At 70.4% G+C, this 14,575-nt stretch carries 15 protein-coding genes; 6 read left to right on the top strand and 9 right to left on the bottom strand.

The window, feature by feature from the left end:
* Positions 1-17 precede the first annotated feature (17 nt).
* Genes MFF64_RS11655 through MFF64_RS11665 form a run of 3 tightly spaced genes read left to right on the top strand, consistent with a single transcriptional unit; the run spans position 18 to position 3,489 of the window.
* Complete coding sequence (locus MFF64_RS11655) at positions 18-974, top strand: ABC transporter permease (protein WP_238190852.1); 957 nt, start codon at positions 18-20, stop codon at positions 972-974.
* A complete protein-coding gene (locus tag MFF64_RS11660; protein WP_099900246.1) occupies positions 971-1,834 on the top strand; it encodes an ABC transporter permease in 864 nt (287 codons plus the stop codon). The genes MFF64_RS11655 and MFF64_RS11660 overlap by 4 nt, the downstream gene beginning before the upstream one ends.
* A complete protein-coding gene (locus tag MFF64_RS11665) occupies positions 1,831-3,489 on the top strand; it encodes an ABC transporter ATP-binding protein (RefSeq protein ID WP_238190854.1) in 1,659 nt (552 codons plus the stop codon). Before MFF64_RS11660 ends, MFF64_RS11665 begins: the two co-directional genes overlap by 4 nt.
* Before the next feature lie 159 nt (positions 3,490-3,648).
* Here the strand turns inward: MFF64_RS11665 and MFF64_RS11670 are convergent, their stop codons facing one another.
* Complete coding sequence (locus tag MFF64_RS11670; RefSeq protein ID WP_093564527.1) at positions 3,649-4,125, bottom strand: Lrp/AsnC family transcriptional regulator; 477 nt, start codon at positions 4,123-4,125, stop codon at positions 3,649-3,651.
* A gap of 840 nt (positions 4,126-4,965) precedes the next feature.
* Between MFF64_RS11670 and MFF64_RS11675 the strand changes: the two genes are divergently transcribed.
* Both MFF64_RS11675 and MFF64_RS11680 read left to right on the top strand, forming a co-directional pair.
* Positions 4,966-5,190 (top strand): hypothetical protein, encoded by a 225-nt coding sequence (locus MFF64_RS11675; RefSeq protein WP_238190864.1) that lies wholly within the window; start codon positions 4,966-4,968, stop codon positions 5,188-5,190.
* A gap of 159 nt (positions 5,191-5,349) precedes the next feature.
* Entirely contained in the window at positions 5,350-5,571 is a 222-nt protein-coding gene (locus MFF64_RS11680; protein WP_238190866.1) for a hypothetical protein, read from the top strand.
* On the opposite strand, the gene MFF64_RS11685 is transcribed toward MFF64_RS11680, so the two are convergent.
* The 6 genes from MFF64_RS11685 to MFF64_RS11710 form a co-directional block, all read right to left on the bottom strand.
* The gene (locus tag MFF64_RS11685) at positions 5,558-6,544 is read right to left on the bottom strand and encodes a GlxA family transcriptional regulator (protein WP_238190868.1); all 987 of its coding nucleotides are present in this window, start codon (positions 6,542-6,544) and stop codon (positions 5,558-5,560) included. The two genes, MFF64_RS11680 and MFF64_RS11685, sit on opposite strands and share 14 nt — an antisense overlap.
* Complete coding sequence (locus MFF64_RS11690) at positions 6,541-7,101, bottom strand: isochorismatase family protein (protein WP_238190870.1); 561 nt, start codon at positions 7,099-7,101, stop codon at positions 6,541-6,543. Before MFF64_RS11690 ends, MFF64_RS11685 begins: the two co-directional genes overlap by 4 nt.
* Before the next feature lie 100 nt (positions 7,102-7,201).
* Entirely contained in the window at positions 7,202-7,567 is a 366-nt protein-coding gene (locus MFF64_RS11695; RefSeq protein WP_099903194.1) for a VOC family protein, read from the bottom strand.
* Between the two features lie 69 nt (positions 7,568-7,636).
* Positions 7,637-8,326: a helix-turn-helix transcriptional regulator gene (locus tag MFF64_RS11700; RefSeq protein ID WP_099903196.1), complete on the bottom strand. Its 690-nt coding sequence runs from the start codon at positions 8,324-8,326 to the stop codon at positions 7,637-7,639.
* Positions 8,327-8,420: 94 nt separating this feature from the next.
* Complete coding sequence (locus tag MFF64_RS11705; protein WP_099903198.1) at positions 8,421-9,035, bottom strand: LysE family translocator; 615 nt, start codon at positions 9,033-9,035, stop codon at positions 8,421-8,423.
* Between the two features lie 65 nt (positions 9,036-9,100).
* A complete protein-coding gene (locus MFF64_RS11710) occupies positions 9,101-10,273 on the bottom strand; it encodes an MFS transporter (protein ID WP_238190872.1) in 1,173 nt (390 codons plus the stop codon).
* A 96-nt stretch (positions 10,274-10,369) separates the two neighbouring features.
* Here MFF64_RS11710 and MFF64_RS11715 point away from each other — a divergent pair, with 96 nt between their 5' ends.
* Entirely contained in the window at positions 10,370-11,284 is a 915-nt protein-coding gene (locus MFF64_RS11715) for a LysR family transcriptional regulator (protein ID WP_099898641.1), read from the top strand.
* Positions 11,285-11,328: 44 nt separating this feature from the next.
* Here MFF64_RS11715 and MFF64_RS11720 read toward each other — a convergent pair whose 3' ends face one another.
* Together MFF64_RS11720 and MFF64_RS11725 are read right to left on the bottom strand one after the other, a co-directional pair.
* On the bottom strand, positions 11,329-12,225 hold the full coding sequence (locus MFF64_RS11720) for an alpha/beta fold hydrolase (RefSeq protein WP_238190874.1): 897 nt from the start codon (positions 12,223-12,225) through the stop codon (positions 11,329-11,331).
* A gap of 112 nt (positions 12,226-12,337) precedes the next feature.
* Complete coding sequence (locus tag MFF64_RS11725; RefSeq protein WP_099898645.1) at positions 12,338-14,575, bottom strand: xanthine dehydrogenase family protein molybdopterin-binding subunit; 2,238 nt, start codon at positions 14,573-14,575, stop codon at positions 12,338-12,340.

Here is a 14,575-nt window from a genome sequence, read left to right on the forward strand (position 1 = left end):
GCGCGCATGGATCGTCCATGAACTCTCTCATCCTCCGCATGGTCGCGGGACGCGTGGTGGTCGCCCTGGTGACGCTGCTGATCGTCGCCGTCGTCATCTTCTTCGCGACCGCCCTCCTCCCGGGGGACGTGGTACAGATCCTGCTCGGCCAGGCGGCGACGCCGGCGGCGGTGAAGGGCCTGCGGGCCGCGATGCATCTCGACCAGCCGGCCGCCCTGCGCTTCCTGCTCTGGCTGAAGGACCTCGCGACGGGCGATCTCGGCGTCTCCTACGTCAACAACATCCCGGTCGCCGACCTGATCGGCAGCCGCCTCGGGAACTCGCTGAAGCTCGCGGGCGTGACGGCGGTGATCTCGGTGCCGGTCGCCCTGACGCTCGGCATCACCGCCGCGATCCTGCGCGGCACGCTCGTCGACCGGACCATCGCGGTCTTCACCATCGCGGTGATCTCGGTGCCCGAATTCATGGTCGCCACCCTCTCGGTGATCGTCTTCGCGGTCTATCTCGGCTGGCTGCCGGCCCTGTCGATGACCGGCGACGTCACGACCTTCGCGGGCCTGATCAAGGCCTATGCCATGCCGGTGGTCACGCTGAGCTTCGTCATCTCGGCGCAGATGATCCGCATGAGCCGGGCCGCCGTGATCGAGACCCTGAGCGCCCCCTACGTCGAGATGGCGTTGCTGAAGGGGGCCTCGCGCCGCCGCATGGTGCTGCACCACGCCCTGCCGAACGCGCTCGGACCGATCGCCAACGCGGTGGCCCTGTCCCTGTCCTACCTCCTCGGCGGCGTCATCATCGTCGAGACGATCTTCAACTACCCGGGCATCGCCAAGCTGATGCTCGATGCGGTGTCGACCCGCGACCTGCCGCTGATCCAGAGCTGCGCGATGATCTTCTGCCTCGCGTACCTGGTGCTGATCACGATCGCCGACATCGTCACCATCGTCTCCAACCCGAGGCTGCGCCATTCATGAGCGTCTCCCTGTCCAGCACGCGACCGGCGCGCCGCTGGCGCATCGGCTACCGGATCAGCCCGGTCGGCGCGATCTGCTTCGTGGTGATCCTCGCCTGGGCCCTCGTGGCGATCTTCGCGCCCCTGATCGCGCCCCATCCCGTCGGCGAGATCGTCGATTTCGACTTCTTCCAGTCGGTCTCGGCCCAATACCCGATGGGGACCGACTATCTCGGACGTGACGTCCTCTCGCGTATCCTGTTCGGGGCCCGGTACACGGTGGGCATCTCGCTGGCGGCGGTCACGATCGCCTGCGTCTCCGGCGTCACCCTCGGCATGACCGCGGCGGTGATCGGCGGCGTCTTCGACAGCGCGCTCAGCCGCTTCCTCGACGCGCTGACCTCGATCCCGAGCAAGATCCTGGCCCTCGTGCTGGTGGCGGCGGTCGGGTCGTCGATCTCGGTCCTGACCCTGACCCTCGCGGTGATCTACATCCCCGGCTCCTACCGCTTCGCCCGGGCGCTGGCCGTCAACGTCAACGCCATGGACTACGTCACCGTGGCGCGGGTGCGCGGCGAGCGGCTCGGCCACATCATCCGCGCCGAGATCCTGCCGGGCATCGTCGGCCCGGTCCTGGCGGATCTCGGCCTGCGCTTCGTCTTCATCGTGCTGCTGCTCTCCAGCCTGTCCTTCCTCGGGCTCGGCGTGCAGCCGCCGAACGCCGATTGGGGCGCACTGGTGAAGGAGAATATCGGCGGCCTGTCCCTGGCCGCCCCGGCCGTGATCTTCCCGCTGATCGCCATCGCCAGCCTGACGATCAGCGTGAACCTGCTCATCGACAACCTGCCCCAGAAGATCCGTGACCGGAGCGAAGACGCATGAGCCGCCTCGTCGAAGTCCGCGACCTGAGGATCGAGGCGCGCACCGATGCCGGACGCGTCGTCGAGATCATCCGCGGCGTCTCGTTCGACATCGACGAGGGCGAGATCGTCGCCCTGATCGGCGAGAGCGGCTCGGGCAAGACCACGATCGCCCTCGACCTGATGGGCTATACCCGCCCGGGCTGCCGCGTCACCGGCGGCACCGTCACGCTCGACGGCGTCGAGATGGGGGCCCTGCCCGAGAGCCGGCGGGCGGCGATGCGCGGCTCGCTCGTCTCCTACGTGCCCCAGAGCGCGGCCGCCGCCTTCAACCCTGCCCACACGATCATGGACCAGGTGGTCGAGGTCGTGCGCATCCACGGCTCGATGCCGATCCCCGAGGCGCGGGTCAAGGCGGTCGAGCTTTTTCGCGCGTTGGCGCTCCCCAACCCCGAGACGATCGGCGAGCGCTATCCCCACCAGGTCTCCGGCGGCCAATTGCAGCGCCTGTCGGCCGCCATGGCGCTGATCGGCGACCCCAAGCTCGTGATCTTCGACGAGCCGACCACCGCCCTCGACGTCACCACCCAGGTCGAGGTGCTGCGCGCCTTCAAGTCGGTGATGCGAAAAGGCGGCATCGCGGGCGTCTACGTCTCGCACGACCTTGCCGTCGTGGCGCAGATCGCCGACCGGATCATCGTGCTGCGCCACGGCGAGGTCCGGGAGGAGGGGCGCACCGCGGACATCCTGGAACGCCCGCAGAACCCCTATACCCGCGAGCTGCTGGCGGCCTTCCGGCCGAGCGCCGCACCGCGCCCGCCCCGCGTCGATCGGGACGACGCCCCGCTCCTCGTGGTGCGCGACGTCGTGGCCGGCTACGGCAAGACCGACGCGCAGGGACTCCCGGCCTTGCGCATCCTCAAGGACGTCAGCCTCTCGCTGGCCCGCGGGCGCAACCTCGGCATCGTCGGCGAATCGGGCTGCGGCAAGTCCACCCTCGCGCGGGTGATCGCCGGGATCCTGCCGGCGGCGAAGGGCGAGATCCTGCTCGACGGCCGGCCCCTCGCGGCGGATTTCCGCCGGCGCCGCCGCGAGGACCTGCGCGACCTGCAGATCGTCTTCCAGTCCGCCGACACCGCGCTCAATCCCCACCAGTCGATCGGCGAGATCTTGGGGAGGCCGCTCGCCTTCTACCACGGCATGGGCGGACGGACGCGCGAGGCGCGGATCGACCAGTTGCTCGACATGGTGCGGCTGCCCCGGCCCCTGCGCCATCGCCGCCCCGGCGAGCTCTCGGGGGGGCAGAAGCAGCGCATCAACCTCGCCCGCGCCCTCGCGGCGGATGCCAAGCTGATCCTGTGCGACGAGATCACCTCCGCGCTCGACACGGTGGTGGCCGCCGCGATCATCGACCTCCTGAAGGAGCTGCAGCGCGAGCTGTCGCTGTCCTACCTGTTCATCAGCCACGACATCGAGACCGTGCGGGCGGTCTGCGACGAGGTGGTGGTGATGTACAAGGGCGAGAAGGTCGAGCAGCTGCGCCCCGACGTGAATGGCGGAGAGCCGACCCAGCCCTATTCGCGGCTCCTGTTCTCGTCGGTGCCGCAGCTGCGCACCGGCTGGCTCGACGGCCTGGCGCAGGATCCCGAGCTCACGCGGGCCTTCGCGCAGCGATAGCGTGGGCCCGCGCCCTAGTCGCGCCGGGGACCCGAGCCGGCGCGGTCTTCGGACAGCGGGGGAAACCTGTCGATCGTCTCAGGGCTCCTCACGACCCTCCCGCCGCGCCGACCTCGCCGGAGCGAGCGACGACGATGATCGGGCGTCTCATGAGAGGCACTAAAGCCGGAACATCGTGTCGAGCGGCAAGTACGACCTGACGATCGGCGACTTCAAGACGACGAAGCTGAAATATTGCTCGATGCCGATGTCGAGGTCCAACAATCGCTCCATCGTCGTCTGGTACTCGATGACGTCCACCGTGACGAACTTGAGAAGATAATCGTAGCCGCCGGAAATCAGGTGACACTCCATGACCGAGTCGATCTTCTCGATCGCTGCCAGGAAGCGGGCGAAGTCGGCCTGGCGGTGATTCTTGAGCGTCACTTCCGTGAAGACGGTCAGGGCCTGGCCCAATTTCGAGAGATTAATCTGCGCGGAATAATTCGCGATATAGCCTTCGCTCTGAAGCTTCTTCACGCGCATCAGGCAGGGGCTCGGCGACAGGTTCACGCGCTCGGCGAGCTCGACATTGGTAATACGGCCATTCTTCTGCAATTCGGAGAGAATTTTCAGGTCGATCCTGTCGAGCTTCATCGGGGTCAGTCTGGTTCGGCATCGGCGGAGAGGATTTTTGCCGCTTTTGCGACATCCCGCAATCGAGCGATCACGGAGACGACCGGCACATTCGCCTCCTATTCCGTGCCGAACAGCACGAAATGCCATTGGGTCAGCCATGGGGGTGGTCTCACGGCGGGCTTCATCCGGATCAGGAGGCGGCACGGCTCCGGAGACTGCGTCGTGTTGGGGTTTGAATGAGGCGAGATGGTGGGCCCAGCCGGGCTCGAGCCTGCGACCAGACCATCATGAGCGGGCCGAATGGCGACATCGCGCACGCCATCGACCGGCGGGCGATCGCCATCATCGTTCGGCCGGCTCGTCGCTCATCAGCCACGACCTCGCGGTGGTCGATCACGTCGCCGACCGGGTCGCCGTGATGCTCGGGGGCCTGGTCGAGACCGGGCCGCGGGCGCGTCGCCGGCCGCCCGCTCCATCCCTGCACGCAACAGCTCCTCGGTGCGGTGCCGGGCCATCGCGACCGCCCGGGCGCTCCTCTAGGCGACTCGTGACGAGGTCGACGACGAGGCCGGGGCGATCGGGGGGGCGGATGCCGCTTCGTTCCCCCCTCCACCCTGGCGACGGGGCTCTGCAGCGCCGAGGCCCCGCCGTTGCGCTCCGCTGCCCCCGATCCTGCGGCGGGTGCCGCCATCCCGGAAAATGCGGATGCCTGGAGTGACGGCGCCACGAAAAGATCATCCTCCGACTTCCGCGATATATAGCAATACAAATCTATCGACTTGCGCCTTTCGGCCATCTTATCATTCCGCCAAAACGCGGGCCGGTGCCGTCCCTATTCGAGTAAGAGGAATGACTGCGATGAGCCTGTGGCCGTGCCAGCCGTCTCGCCCGGCTCTAGAACGCGTCGACACGGCGGCGGGCAGGAGCGCCGGCGGGGTCAGCCTCGGCGATGCCGCTCGGCGAAGCGCGGCCGACGACCGGAGCGACGCTCGGCGGGGAGACGGGGCGGCCGACGACGACCGGCAGCGGTCGCAGCGGCTGGCGGCCGCCAAGCAGTTCGACCTCGACGGCCAGATCGGCTGAGCCCGTCCCGACCCACTCCCTCGACGTGGTCGGCCTCCCGGCGAACGGGACTTCGTCCGTCCTCGGCACGGTGCTCGCCGTACCGGAAGGTCCGCCGCGCACGGTGTTCGGGTCGGATGTCGGCGGCCTCGACCCCTCACCCCTGGAAGAGCGTACGACATGAGGCTCACCAGACGCTCCTTCGGCACCGGGACGGCCGCGGCCCTCGCGGCTATCGCGACAGGGAGCCCGGCCCGGGCCGACCGCGTCCTGCGCGTCGGCTGCCAGAGGTACGGCACGATGCTGCTGCTGAAGGCCCTCGGCTTCCGGGCCGAGTGGCGGGAATTCCCAGGCGGCAAGGGCACATTTCAGCTTCAGCCCTCCAGCTTCAGCCCTCCCTGAGCGCGCTGGGCGGGCGGTCGTGCAAGCGTCCCCAGGCCCGGCGGAGCTGGCGCGGCGAGGCGAAGCCCGCCCGCTCGGCCACCCGCTCCATGTCGAGGCGGGTCTGGGCGAGGAGGTCGCGGGCCAAAGCCACCCTCAAGGAGTTGACGTAAGTCGGCAGGCTCATCCCGGCATGGCGGTTGAACAGCCGCGAAAGGTGGCGCGGGCTGGTGGCGGCGATGTCGGCGAGCGCCTCCAGGCTCCAGGCCCGGGCCGGATCGGCACTCACCGCGTCCTGGACCCGGTGGATCGCCGGGTGGAGGTGGTTGCGCCCGTCGAGCCAGGGCGAGAGCTGCGGGTCGTTGCCGGCCCGGCGCAGATAGACCACGAGGTAGCGCGCCACTGCCGCCGCGCAGGCCGGATCGACGAGGCGCGCCACCAGATGCAGCATCAGGTCGATGCCGGCGGTGATGCCGGCGCTGGTCAGCCGCTCGCGGTCCTCGACGAACAGGCGGTCCTCCAACACCCGCGCCGCGGGGGCGAGCGCCGCGAGTTCGGCGCAGGCTGCGTGGTGCGTGGTGCAGGCATGCCCGTCGAGGAGCCCGGCCCGGGCCGCCAGCAGGGCGCCGGAGCAGATCGAGACCAGGCGGTGGCCTGGTCGCACGGTCGCCCGCAGCCAGGCGACGATCGCGGCCTCGGCGGCCCGCTCGTGCTCGCCGGGGGGCGAGGGATCGTCCAGAACCAGCTCCGCCGTGCCGGCGAGCACCACGGTCGCCCGCTCCGGCAGAGGATCGGGCAGGGGGCCGAGGCCCGCGAGGGCGAGCCCGGTCGAGCTCGTGACCTGGGGGCACGGCCCGACATGACTGACGCGGAACCGCACCCGGTCCTGAAGCAGGTTGGCCTTGCGCAGCACCTCGACGGGTCCGGCCGCGTCGAGGAGCAGGGTGCGCGGTGGGCACACCACCACGACCGGGATCTCGGTCGGCGCGCTCACGCGGCGCGGCGGATGGCCGGCCCGGCCAGCGCCTCCTCGACCGTGGCGATGCGGGCGAAGCGCCCGGCGAGGACCAGCTCGGTGCGAGCCCGGATCTCGGCGGCGCTCCAGCGCCGCCCGGCGGCATCCGTCATGGCGAAGGTCAGGGTCGCCTCGGCGACGTAATCGACGGAGTAGCCGAGATCCGAGGCGTGGCGGGTCGTGGTCTCGCAGCACTGCTCGGTGCGGATGCCGCTGACGATCAGCCGGCGGATGCCGTTCTGGTTCAGCCAGACCTCGAGCCCGCTGCCGACGAGCGCGCTGTGGCGCCGCTTGTGGAACACCGCGTCCGGCGTCAGCCGCAGGGGTTCCAGGGTGCGGACATGGCCGGAGGCGAGGGAGAACGGCCCCTGGTCCTCGACGTGGAAGACCTGCAGCACGGGGACGTTTCGCGCCACCGCGCCGTCGATCAGGGCCTGGCTCCGGTCGAGGAAGGGCGCCAGGTCGGCCTCGTCCCAGTAGGGGCGGTGGCGAAAGGAATCCTGGACGTCGATGACGAGGAGGGCGGTGTCCGGCATGGGCTTGATCCTTAGCGGGTGGGACGGCGCCAGGATAGGCGCCGCCCCGGATCCCGAAAGGCCGCGTCCGGACCGGAAGCGGACGAAAAAGGACAGCGCGTCAGTGAGGCCGGAAGACGCGCAGCCGGTGCCCGTTGGGATCGAGGGCCACGAAGGTGCGGCCGAAATCCATGTCGGTCGGCGCCTGGAGGATCGGCAGGCCGCGGGAGGCCCATTCCGCATGCGTGGTCTCGAGGGCGGCGTCGTCCGCCACCGTGACGGCGATCTCGGTCCCGCCGCCGGCTACTGTGGCGGCCGGCACGACGGTGTGGCGGGACCACAGGCCGAGCTTCAGCCCGCCCTCGAAGGCGAACAGCACGAAGGTCGGGCCTGCCTCGACCGGGGTGAGGCCGAGCAGTGCGGCGTAGAAGCGGCCGCTCGCCTCGGGGTCGTCGACGTAGAGAAGGGTGTAGGTCGGCTGGAGCATCGTCGGGGTTCCGTCTGGTGCGACGCCCCGGGCATAGGTGGTCCCGCTGACAGATTCCGGCAGCAGCGATCAGGGGGCGGGCGCGATGCCCTGAACGGCGCGCCAGTCCCGCAGCAGGGCGTGGCGGCTGCGGGGATAGCGCTCACCGGTGAGAGTCAGGGCCTCCATTCGGTCGGTGCGGAAATGGCGGAAATCGTCCCGCGCCTCGCACCAGGCGACGGCGACCCGCACCCGCTCGAAGAAGCCGAGGGCGAAGGGCCAGATCACCCGCTCCGACCCCGCTCCGCCGGCGTCGCGGTAGCGGATCGCCACCTTGTGCTGCGCCCGGATGGCGCCGCGCAGGGCCGATAGGTCGATGCCGTCCGGCGCCGTATCCGCGGGACCGACCATCAGGGCGGAGGCGTCGAGCCGCTCGCGCAGGTCGGACGGCAGGATTGCGGCGATCTTCGCCAGGGCGTCGCTCGCGGCCGCCGCGAGGGGCGTGTCGGCGCGCCCCGCCACCCAGCGCATGCCGAGGACCAGCGCCTCGATCTCCTCCTCGCGAAACATCAGCGGCGGCAGGGTGAAGCCTGGGCGCAGGACGTAGCCGAGGCCCGGCTCGCCCTCGACCGGCGCTCCTTGCGCCTGGAGGCTGGCGATGTCGCGATAGAGGGTGCGCAGGCTGACGCCGGTCTCCTGCGCCAGCTGCCGGCCGCTGACCGGGGCACGGTGGCGGCGCAGGACCTGGATGAGGTCGAGCAGGCGTTCGGCACGGGACATGGATTCGGGCACTCGCAGCGAAGCGGATTCCGCGTCTTGGCAGACGGAGCGCCGCGACGGAATGCCCCCACTCGAAGGTCTTCGGCCGGACGGCTCAGCGCGCCGCGACCACCGCGACGCCGGCCCCGACCATCACTCCGCCGGCAACGCGGTTCGCCCGCCGGACGGCCCGACGGGTGCGCAAGGCGCGGCGCAGCCGGCCGGCCAGGACGACGTGGCCGCCGATCACCAGAGCCTCGACCCCCAGGATGATGCCGGCGAGGATCCCGACCTGCGCCGGAGCGAGGGTGGCGCCGACCACGTTCGGCAGCAGGGCGAGGTAGAACAGCGGCATCTTCGGGTTGCCGAGGTTGAGGGCGAGGCCGGTGAGGACGCTCGCCGCCAAGCCGGGCCGTGTCCCGGCCATGCGCTCCGCCGGCAGCACGGGCGCCGCGGTCCAGAGGCGGATTCCGGCCCAGACCAGGTAGGCGGCGCCGAGGTAGCGCAGGATCGTCATCACCATTCCCATCTCCTGCGCCACGACCGCGAGCCCGCCGGCAGCGAGGACCAGGACGGCCAGGATGCCGGCCACCATGCCGAACCCGTAGGCGAGGCCCGCGGCCGGCCCGTGCGACAGGGTGCGGGCGACGATGGTCATGTTGTCGGGCCCGGGGCTCGCGGCGAAGACCAGGAAGGCGGCCGCGAAGGCGAGAAGGGTCGTGAGATCCATCAGGCGCGCCTACTTCGACGTGAGCACGAAGTCCGTACAAGAACCGGGCCAGACCTGCCGCAGGATCAGCCCTGCGCCGTGGCCAGAAGCTGGCGCCGCTGTCCGCGCCGCAGGCCCAGCAGCAGGACGAGGGCCGTTCCGGCCGCGGCGGCGCCCGCCAGCGACACTGCCGGGAAGCCGAGACCCGCATCGATCACCCCGCCGCCGAGGGCGGCCCCGATCGCGTTGCCGAGGTTGAAGGCGCCTATATTCATCGCCGAGGCGAGGTTCGGGGCCGCAGCCGCCGCGCTCACCACCCTCATCTGGAGCGGCGGGACGATGGTGAAGCTCGCGACACCCCACAGGAAGATCAGCGGCACGCAGGCGATCGCCGAGCGCATGCCCGCCGCGAACAGGACCAGGAGTACGATGAGGCTCACCAGCGAGCCGAGCAGCGTGCCGTCGAGCGAGCGGTCGGCCAGGCGCCCGCCGAGCCAGTTGCCGGCGGTGAGTCCCAGTCCGTAGACGACCAGCATCGCCGTGACGAAGGCGGATCCCGCCCCGGTCTCCACCCGCAGGATCGGCGCGATGTAGGTGAAGACGGTGAACATCGCGCTGGCGCCGAGCACGGTCAGCAACAGGGCCGAGAGGACGGAGCCGTGCCGCAGGGTGCGCATCTCGGCACGCATGTCGGTGCCGGCCTCCACCGGAAGGGGCGGCAGCGAAAGCCGCAGCGCCAGCATGGCGGCCCCGCCGATCGCCGCGATGCCCAGGAACGCGATGCGCCAGCCCAGCGTCTCGCCGATCCAGGCCGCGAGCGGCACGCCGCCGACCGTCGCCACAGTCAGGCCCGAGAACATCGCGGCGACCGCCGAGGCGCGTCGCTGCGGCGGCACCACGCCCGCCGCGACGACCGCGCCGACGCCGAAGAAGGCGCCGTGGTTGAACGAGGTGACGACCCGCGCCGCCAGGAGCGTGCCGTAGCCGCCGGCCAATCCCGAGAGGAGATTGCCGAGGGTGAAGACGCCCATCAGGCCGATCAGCAGGGTGCGGCGGGGCGTGCGGGCGAAGAGCAGGGTCATCAGCGGCGCGCCGACGAGGACGCCCACGGCGTAGGCGCTGACCAGGAGGCCTGCCGCCGGGATCGAGACCCCGAGATCGGCGGCGATGGTCGGCAGCATGCCCATCGGGGCGAATTCGGTGACCCCGATGCCGAAGGCGCCGATCGCGAGCGCCAGCAGGGGTGGGTTGATCGTCATGGAAGGCTCCCGGTTGTTCCGGGTCGGCATTGTCTTGACGGACCGCAGGGGCGGTAGTCAGGCTCTCGGACCAGGATCTGTGCGCCGGAGTCACGAATGCCGCGGGAAGCGACCGACCGGGCCGGGGAGATGGCGGCCTTCGCCGCCGTGGTCCGGGCCGGCAGCCTGTCGGGCGCCGCTCGCGCCCTCGGCCTGACCCCGTCCGCCGTCAGCCGCATCGTGGCGCGGATCGAGGCGCGACTCGGGGTGCGCCTGATCGTGCGCACGACGCGCAGCCTGCATCTCACGGCGGAGGGAGAAGCCTATGCCCGGGCGGCGTCCCGGGTGCTGGCCGACCTCGACGAGGTCGAGAGCACCATCGCCGATCAGGCCTCACCGCGCGGCAAGGTCCGCGTCAGCGCCGCCACCGCCCATGGTCGTTTGGTCGTCGTGCCGCTGCTGGCGGAGTTCGTCGCGCGCTATCCTGAGATCACCGTGGAGATCGATCTCAGCGATCAGATCGCGGACGTGCTCGGCGGGAGGGTCGACGTGGCGGTCCGCTTCGGCCCCCTCGCCGACAGCCCGCTGACGGCCCGCCGCCTCGGCGAGACCGGTCGGATGGTGGTTGCGGCGCCTTCCTACCTCGCCCGGGCCGGCGTGCCGCGGGTCCCGGCCGATCTCGCGCGGCACAACTGCCTCGATTTCAGCTTCCGGCGAATCGAGCCCGGCTGGCCCTTCCGCGAGGCGGGACGCGACGTCCTGCTCCCGGTCCGGGGCAACCTCACGGCCAATAGCGGCGAGACGCTGGTGCAGCTCGCGGTCCAGGGGGTCGGCATCACCCGGGTGGGAAGCTTCCATATCGGCGAGGAGGTGGCGAGCGGTCAGCTCGTCCCTCTCCTCGAAGCCTACAATCCGCAGGATCGCGAGGGCATCCACGCGGTGTTCGTCGGCGGCGCGACGACGCCGGCGCGGGTGCGCGTCCTGGTTGATTTCCTGGCCGAGCGGATGCGCACCCGGGCACGCGACGGCTGACTCCCCTGACGGAAAGCGGAGGCGGCCGACGAAGATCGGCCCCGTCAGTGCTGCCCGACCTCGCCCAGATGCGTCAGCAGCGCCTCCGCCACCTTGTCCGGCGCTTCCCGGGTCGGGAAATGGCCGACGCCCTCCAGCTCCACCTGCCGGTACGGCCCGGTGAAATGCTGCGCCTGGCCCGCGAACGAGGCTGGGAGCAGGCAGGTGTCGGTTGCGCCATGGATCACCAGGGTCGGCACCGCGATGCTGCTCGCCTCCTCCGCCACCTGTCTCAGCTCGGCAAAGCGGGGATCGGGCGCGTCGGCGCCCCAGCGCGAGCGGTAGAAGTTGAGGGTGACCGCAGCCCAGTCCGGGTTCTGGAACGACGGGGCGGTCTTGCCGAAGGTGTCGTCGGTGAACCAGGGACCGGGCGGGCTCCAGGCCACCCACTGCTCGCGGGCGAAGGCGAGGGGGTTCTCGCGGACGAAGGCGGTGCCCGGCTCGGTGTTCATGAACCACTGGTACCAGAAGGCCCGCACCTGCGGCAGCGGCGGCACGCCGATGCGGCCGGGCGCCCACGGCACCGAGAGGGCGGCGATGGAGGCGACGCGCTGCGGCCGTGCCGCGGCGAGCAGGTAGGCGACGCGGGCACCCCAGTCGTGGCCGATGACCGGCAGGCGCGAGAACCCTAAGCCGTCCATGAAGGCGAGGATGTCGGTGGCGAGCGCCGCCGTCTCGCCGGTCTTCGGGCCTTCAGGATTGATGAATTTGGTCGGCCCGCAGCCGCGCCAGTACGGCACGATGGTGCGCCAGCCGGCCGCGTTCAGCTTCGGCACCACGCCGTCATAACTGCGCGGATCGTCCGGCCAGCCGTGCAGCAGCAGCACCGGCTGGCCCATGTCCGGCCCCGAGGCCTCGTAGGTGATCTCGACCTCGCCGGCCGTGACGCTGTTGACGTCCATGGGCAACGCTCCCGCTTGTAAGTGCGAAGGGCCGGACCAAAGGTCCCGCTTGCACACGCAAAGGGCGGGACCCGAAGGCCCCGCCCTTGCTCCCCTTCCGTGACGAGATGGGTCAGCCGATGATCTTGTCGATGGTGATCGGCAGCTCGCGCACGCGCTTGCCGGTGGCGTGGAACACCGCGTTCGCCACCGCGGCGGCGGCGCCCACGATGCCGATCTCGCCGAGCCCCTTGACGCCGAGCGGGCTGACCTTGTCGTCGTGCTCGTCGACGAAGATCACCTCGATGTCGTGAATGTCGGCGTTCACCGGCACGTGGTACTCGCCGAGATTGTGGTTCATGATCCGCCCGAGGGTGTGGTCGAGCATCGACTCTTCCTCGAGCGCCGCCCCGATCCCCATCACCACCCCGCCGAGGATCTGGCTCCGGGCGGTCTTGAGGTTGAGGATCTTGCCGGCCGCGATGGCGCTGACCACCCGCATCACCCGCACCACGCCGAGATCCTCGTCGATCTTCACCTCGGCGAAGACCGCCGAATGGGTGTAGGCCGAGAAGCGCATGTTGGTGAGCATGCTCGGCTTGACCTTCTCGGTCGCCTCGACCCGCTCGACGCCGCCGGCCCGCATCGCCTCGGCGATCGACACTTTTCGCGAGGGATCGTTCTGGAGACGGATCTCGCCGTCCGCGAAAGTGACGTGGGCGAAATCCGCATTGGCGAGCGGCGATTCGGCCATGCCACGGGCATAGCCGAGCAGCGTTTCCGCCACCGTGCGGCAGGCCGCCTGCACGGCCGCGCCCGAGGAGGCCGCGGTCCAGGAGCCGCCGGCGAGTGGCGCCTCCGGCAAGGCGGTGTCGCCGAGCCGGGTGGTGACCTGATCGAGGGGCAGGCCGAGCGCGTCGGCGCCGATCTGGGCGAGGATCGTGTAGGTGCCGGTGCCGAGATCGGCGGTGGAGCAGGCGAGCTCCAGCTTGCCGTCGGGCGTGAGCGTGGCGCGCGCACTCGACTGCATCATCATGGCTTCCCACACGCCGGTCGCCATGCCCCAGCCGACGAGCTCGCGTCCGTCGCGCATCGAGCGCGGCTCCGCCTTGCGCTTCGACCAGCCGAACCGTGAAGCGCCCTGCTCGTAGGCGGCGCGCAGCGCCTTCGAGGTGAAGTCCTTGCCCTCGCCCTCGTCGCGCTCGGCGTAGTTGCGCAATCGCAGCTCGAGGGGATCGACGCCGGAGGCGTAGGCCAGCTCGTCCATCGCGCATTCGAGGGCGAAGATGCCGGTCACCGCACCCGGCGCCCGCATGTCGGACGGCGTGTAGGTGTCGATCTTGGCGAGCTTGTAGTCGAGCGTGACGTTGGGGCAGTGATAGAGCAGGCCCGACCAGTTGACGACGGCCTCCTGGTAATCCTCGAAGGTCGAGGTGCCGGCCACCGCATCGTGCGTCAGAGCTTGGAGGCGTCCGTCCTTGTCGGCGCCGAGGGCCACGGTCTGGAGGGTCTCCGGCCGGTAGCCGAAGGTGAACATCTGGTCGCGGGTCAGCACCACCCGGACCGAGCGCTTGAGGTCGAGGGCGGCCGAGACCGCGAGGTAGAGCTGGTATTGCGGCCTCAAGCCCGAGCCGAACGCGCCGCCGACGTAAGGAGTGATCACCCGCACGTCGTCGGGCTTCAGGCTGAACACGCTGCAGACGTAGCCCTGCGTGTTGTTCACGCCCTGGATCTTATCGTGGATGGTGAGCTTGCCCTCGCCCTCGTAGACCACCGTCGAGGCGTGCGGCTCCATCGGGTTGTGGTGCTCGATCGCCTGCTTGTACTCGTGGCGGAGCTGGATCGGCGCCGCGTCGTAGGCACCGGCGGCGTCGCCGCGCGGGTCCGGCGGCGGCTTGATGCCGGAGCGCTTCTTCGGCGGCACGTAGGCCGCATCGCGATTCTTCTCGAGGTCGGTGTTCGGCACCTCCTCGGAATAGGTCACCTTGACGAGCGTGGCGCCGTAGCGGGCGAGTTCGAAGGTCTCGGCGACGACGAGCGCCACCGGCTGTCCGCCATAGACGATCTCGGGCCCGTTGAGCGCCCGGAACGGCGAGCCGGGCGGTGCGACCTGATCGCGGTAATTGTAGTCGAGCCAGGCGGTGCGCGGCTTGTTCTCGTGGGTGAACACCTTGATCACACCGGGCACCGCCTCGGCGGCCTTGGTATCGATCGCCGTGATGCGGCCCTTGGCGATGGCGCTCGACACCACGACGCCGTGGGCGAGGTCGGGGGCCGTGAACTCGGCGGCGTATTTCGCGGCGCCCGTCACCTTGGCGGGGCCGTCGAGCCGGCTCCGGGCGGTGCCGACGGTGTGCGAGGGGGTGGCCAT

Source organism: Methylobacterium frigidaeris, assembly GCF_022179185.1.
Taxonomy (GTDB): domain Bacteria; phylum Pseudomonadota; class Alphaproteobacteria; order Rhizobiales; family Beijerinckiaceae; genus Methylobacterium; species Methylobacterium frigidaeris.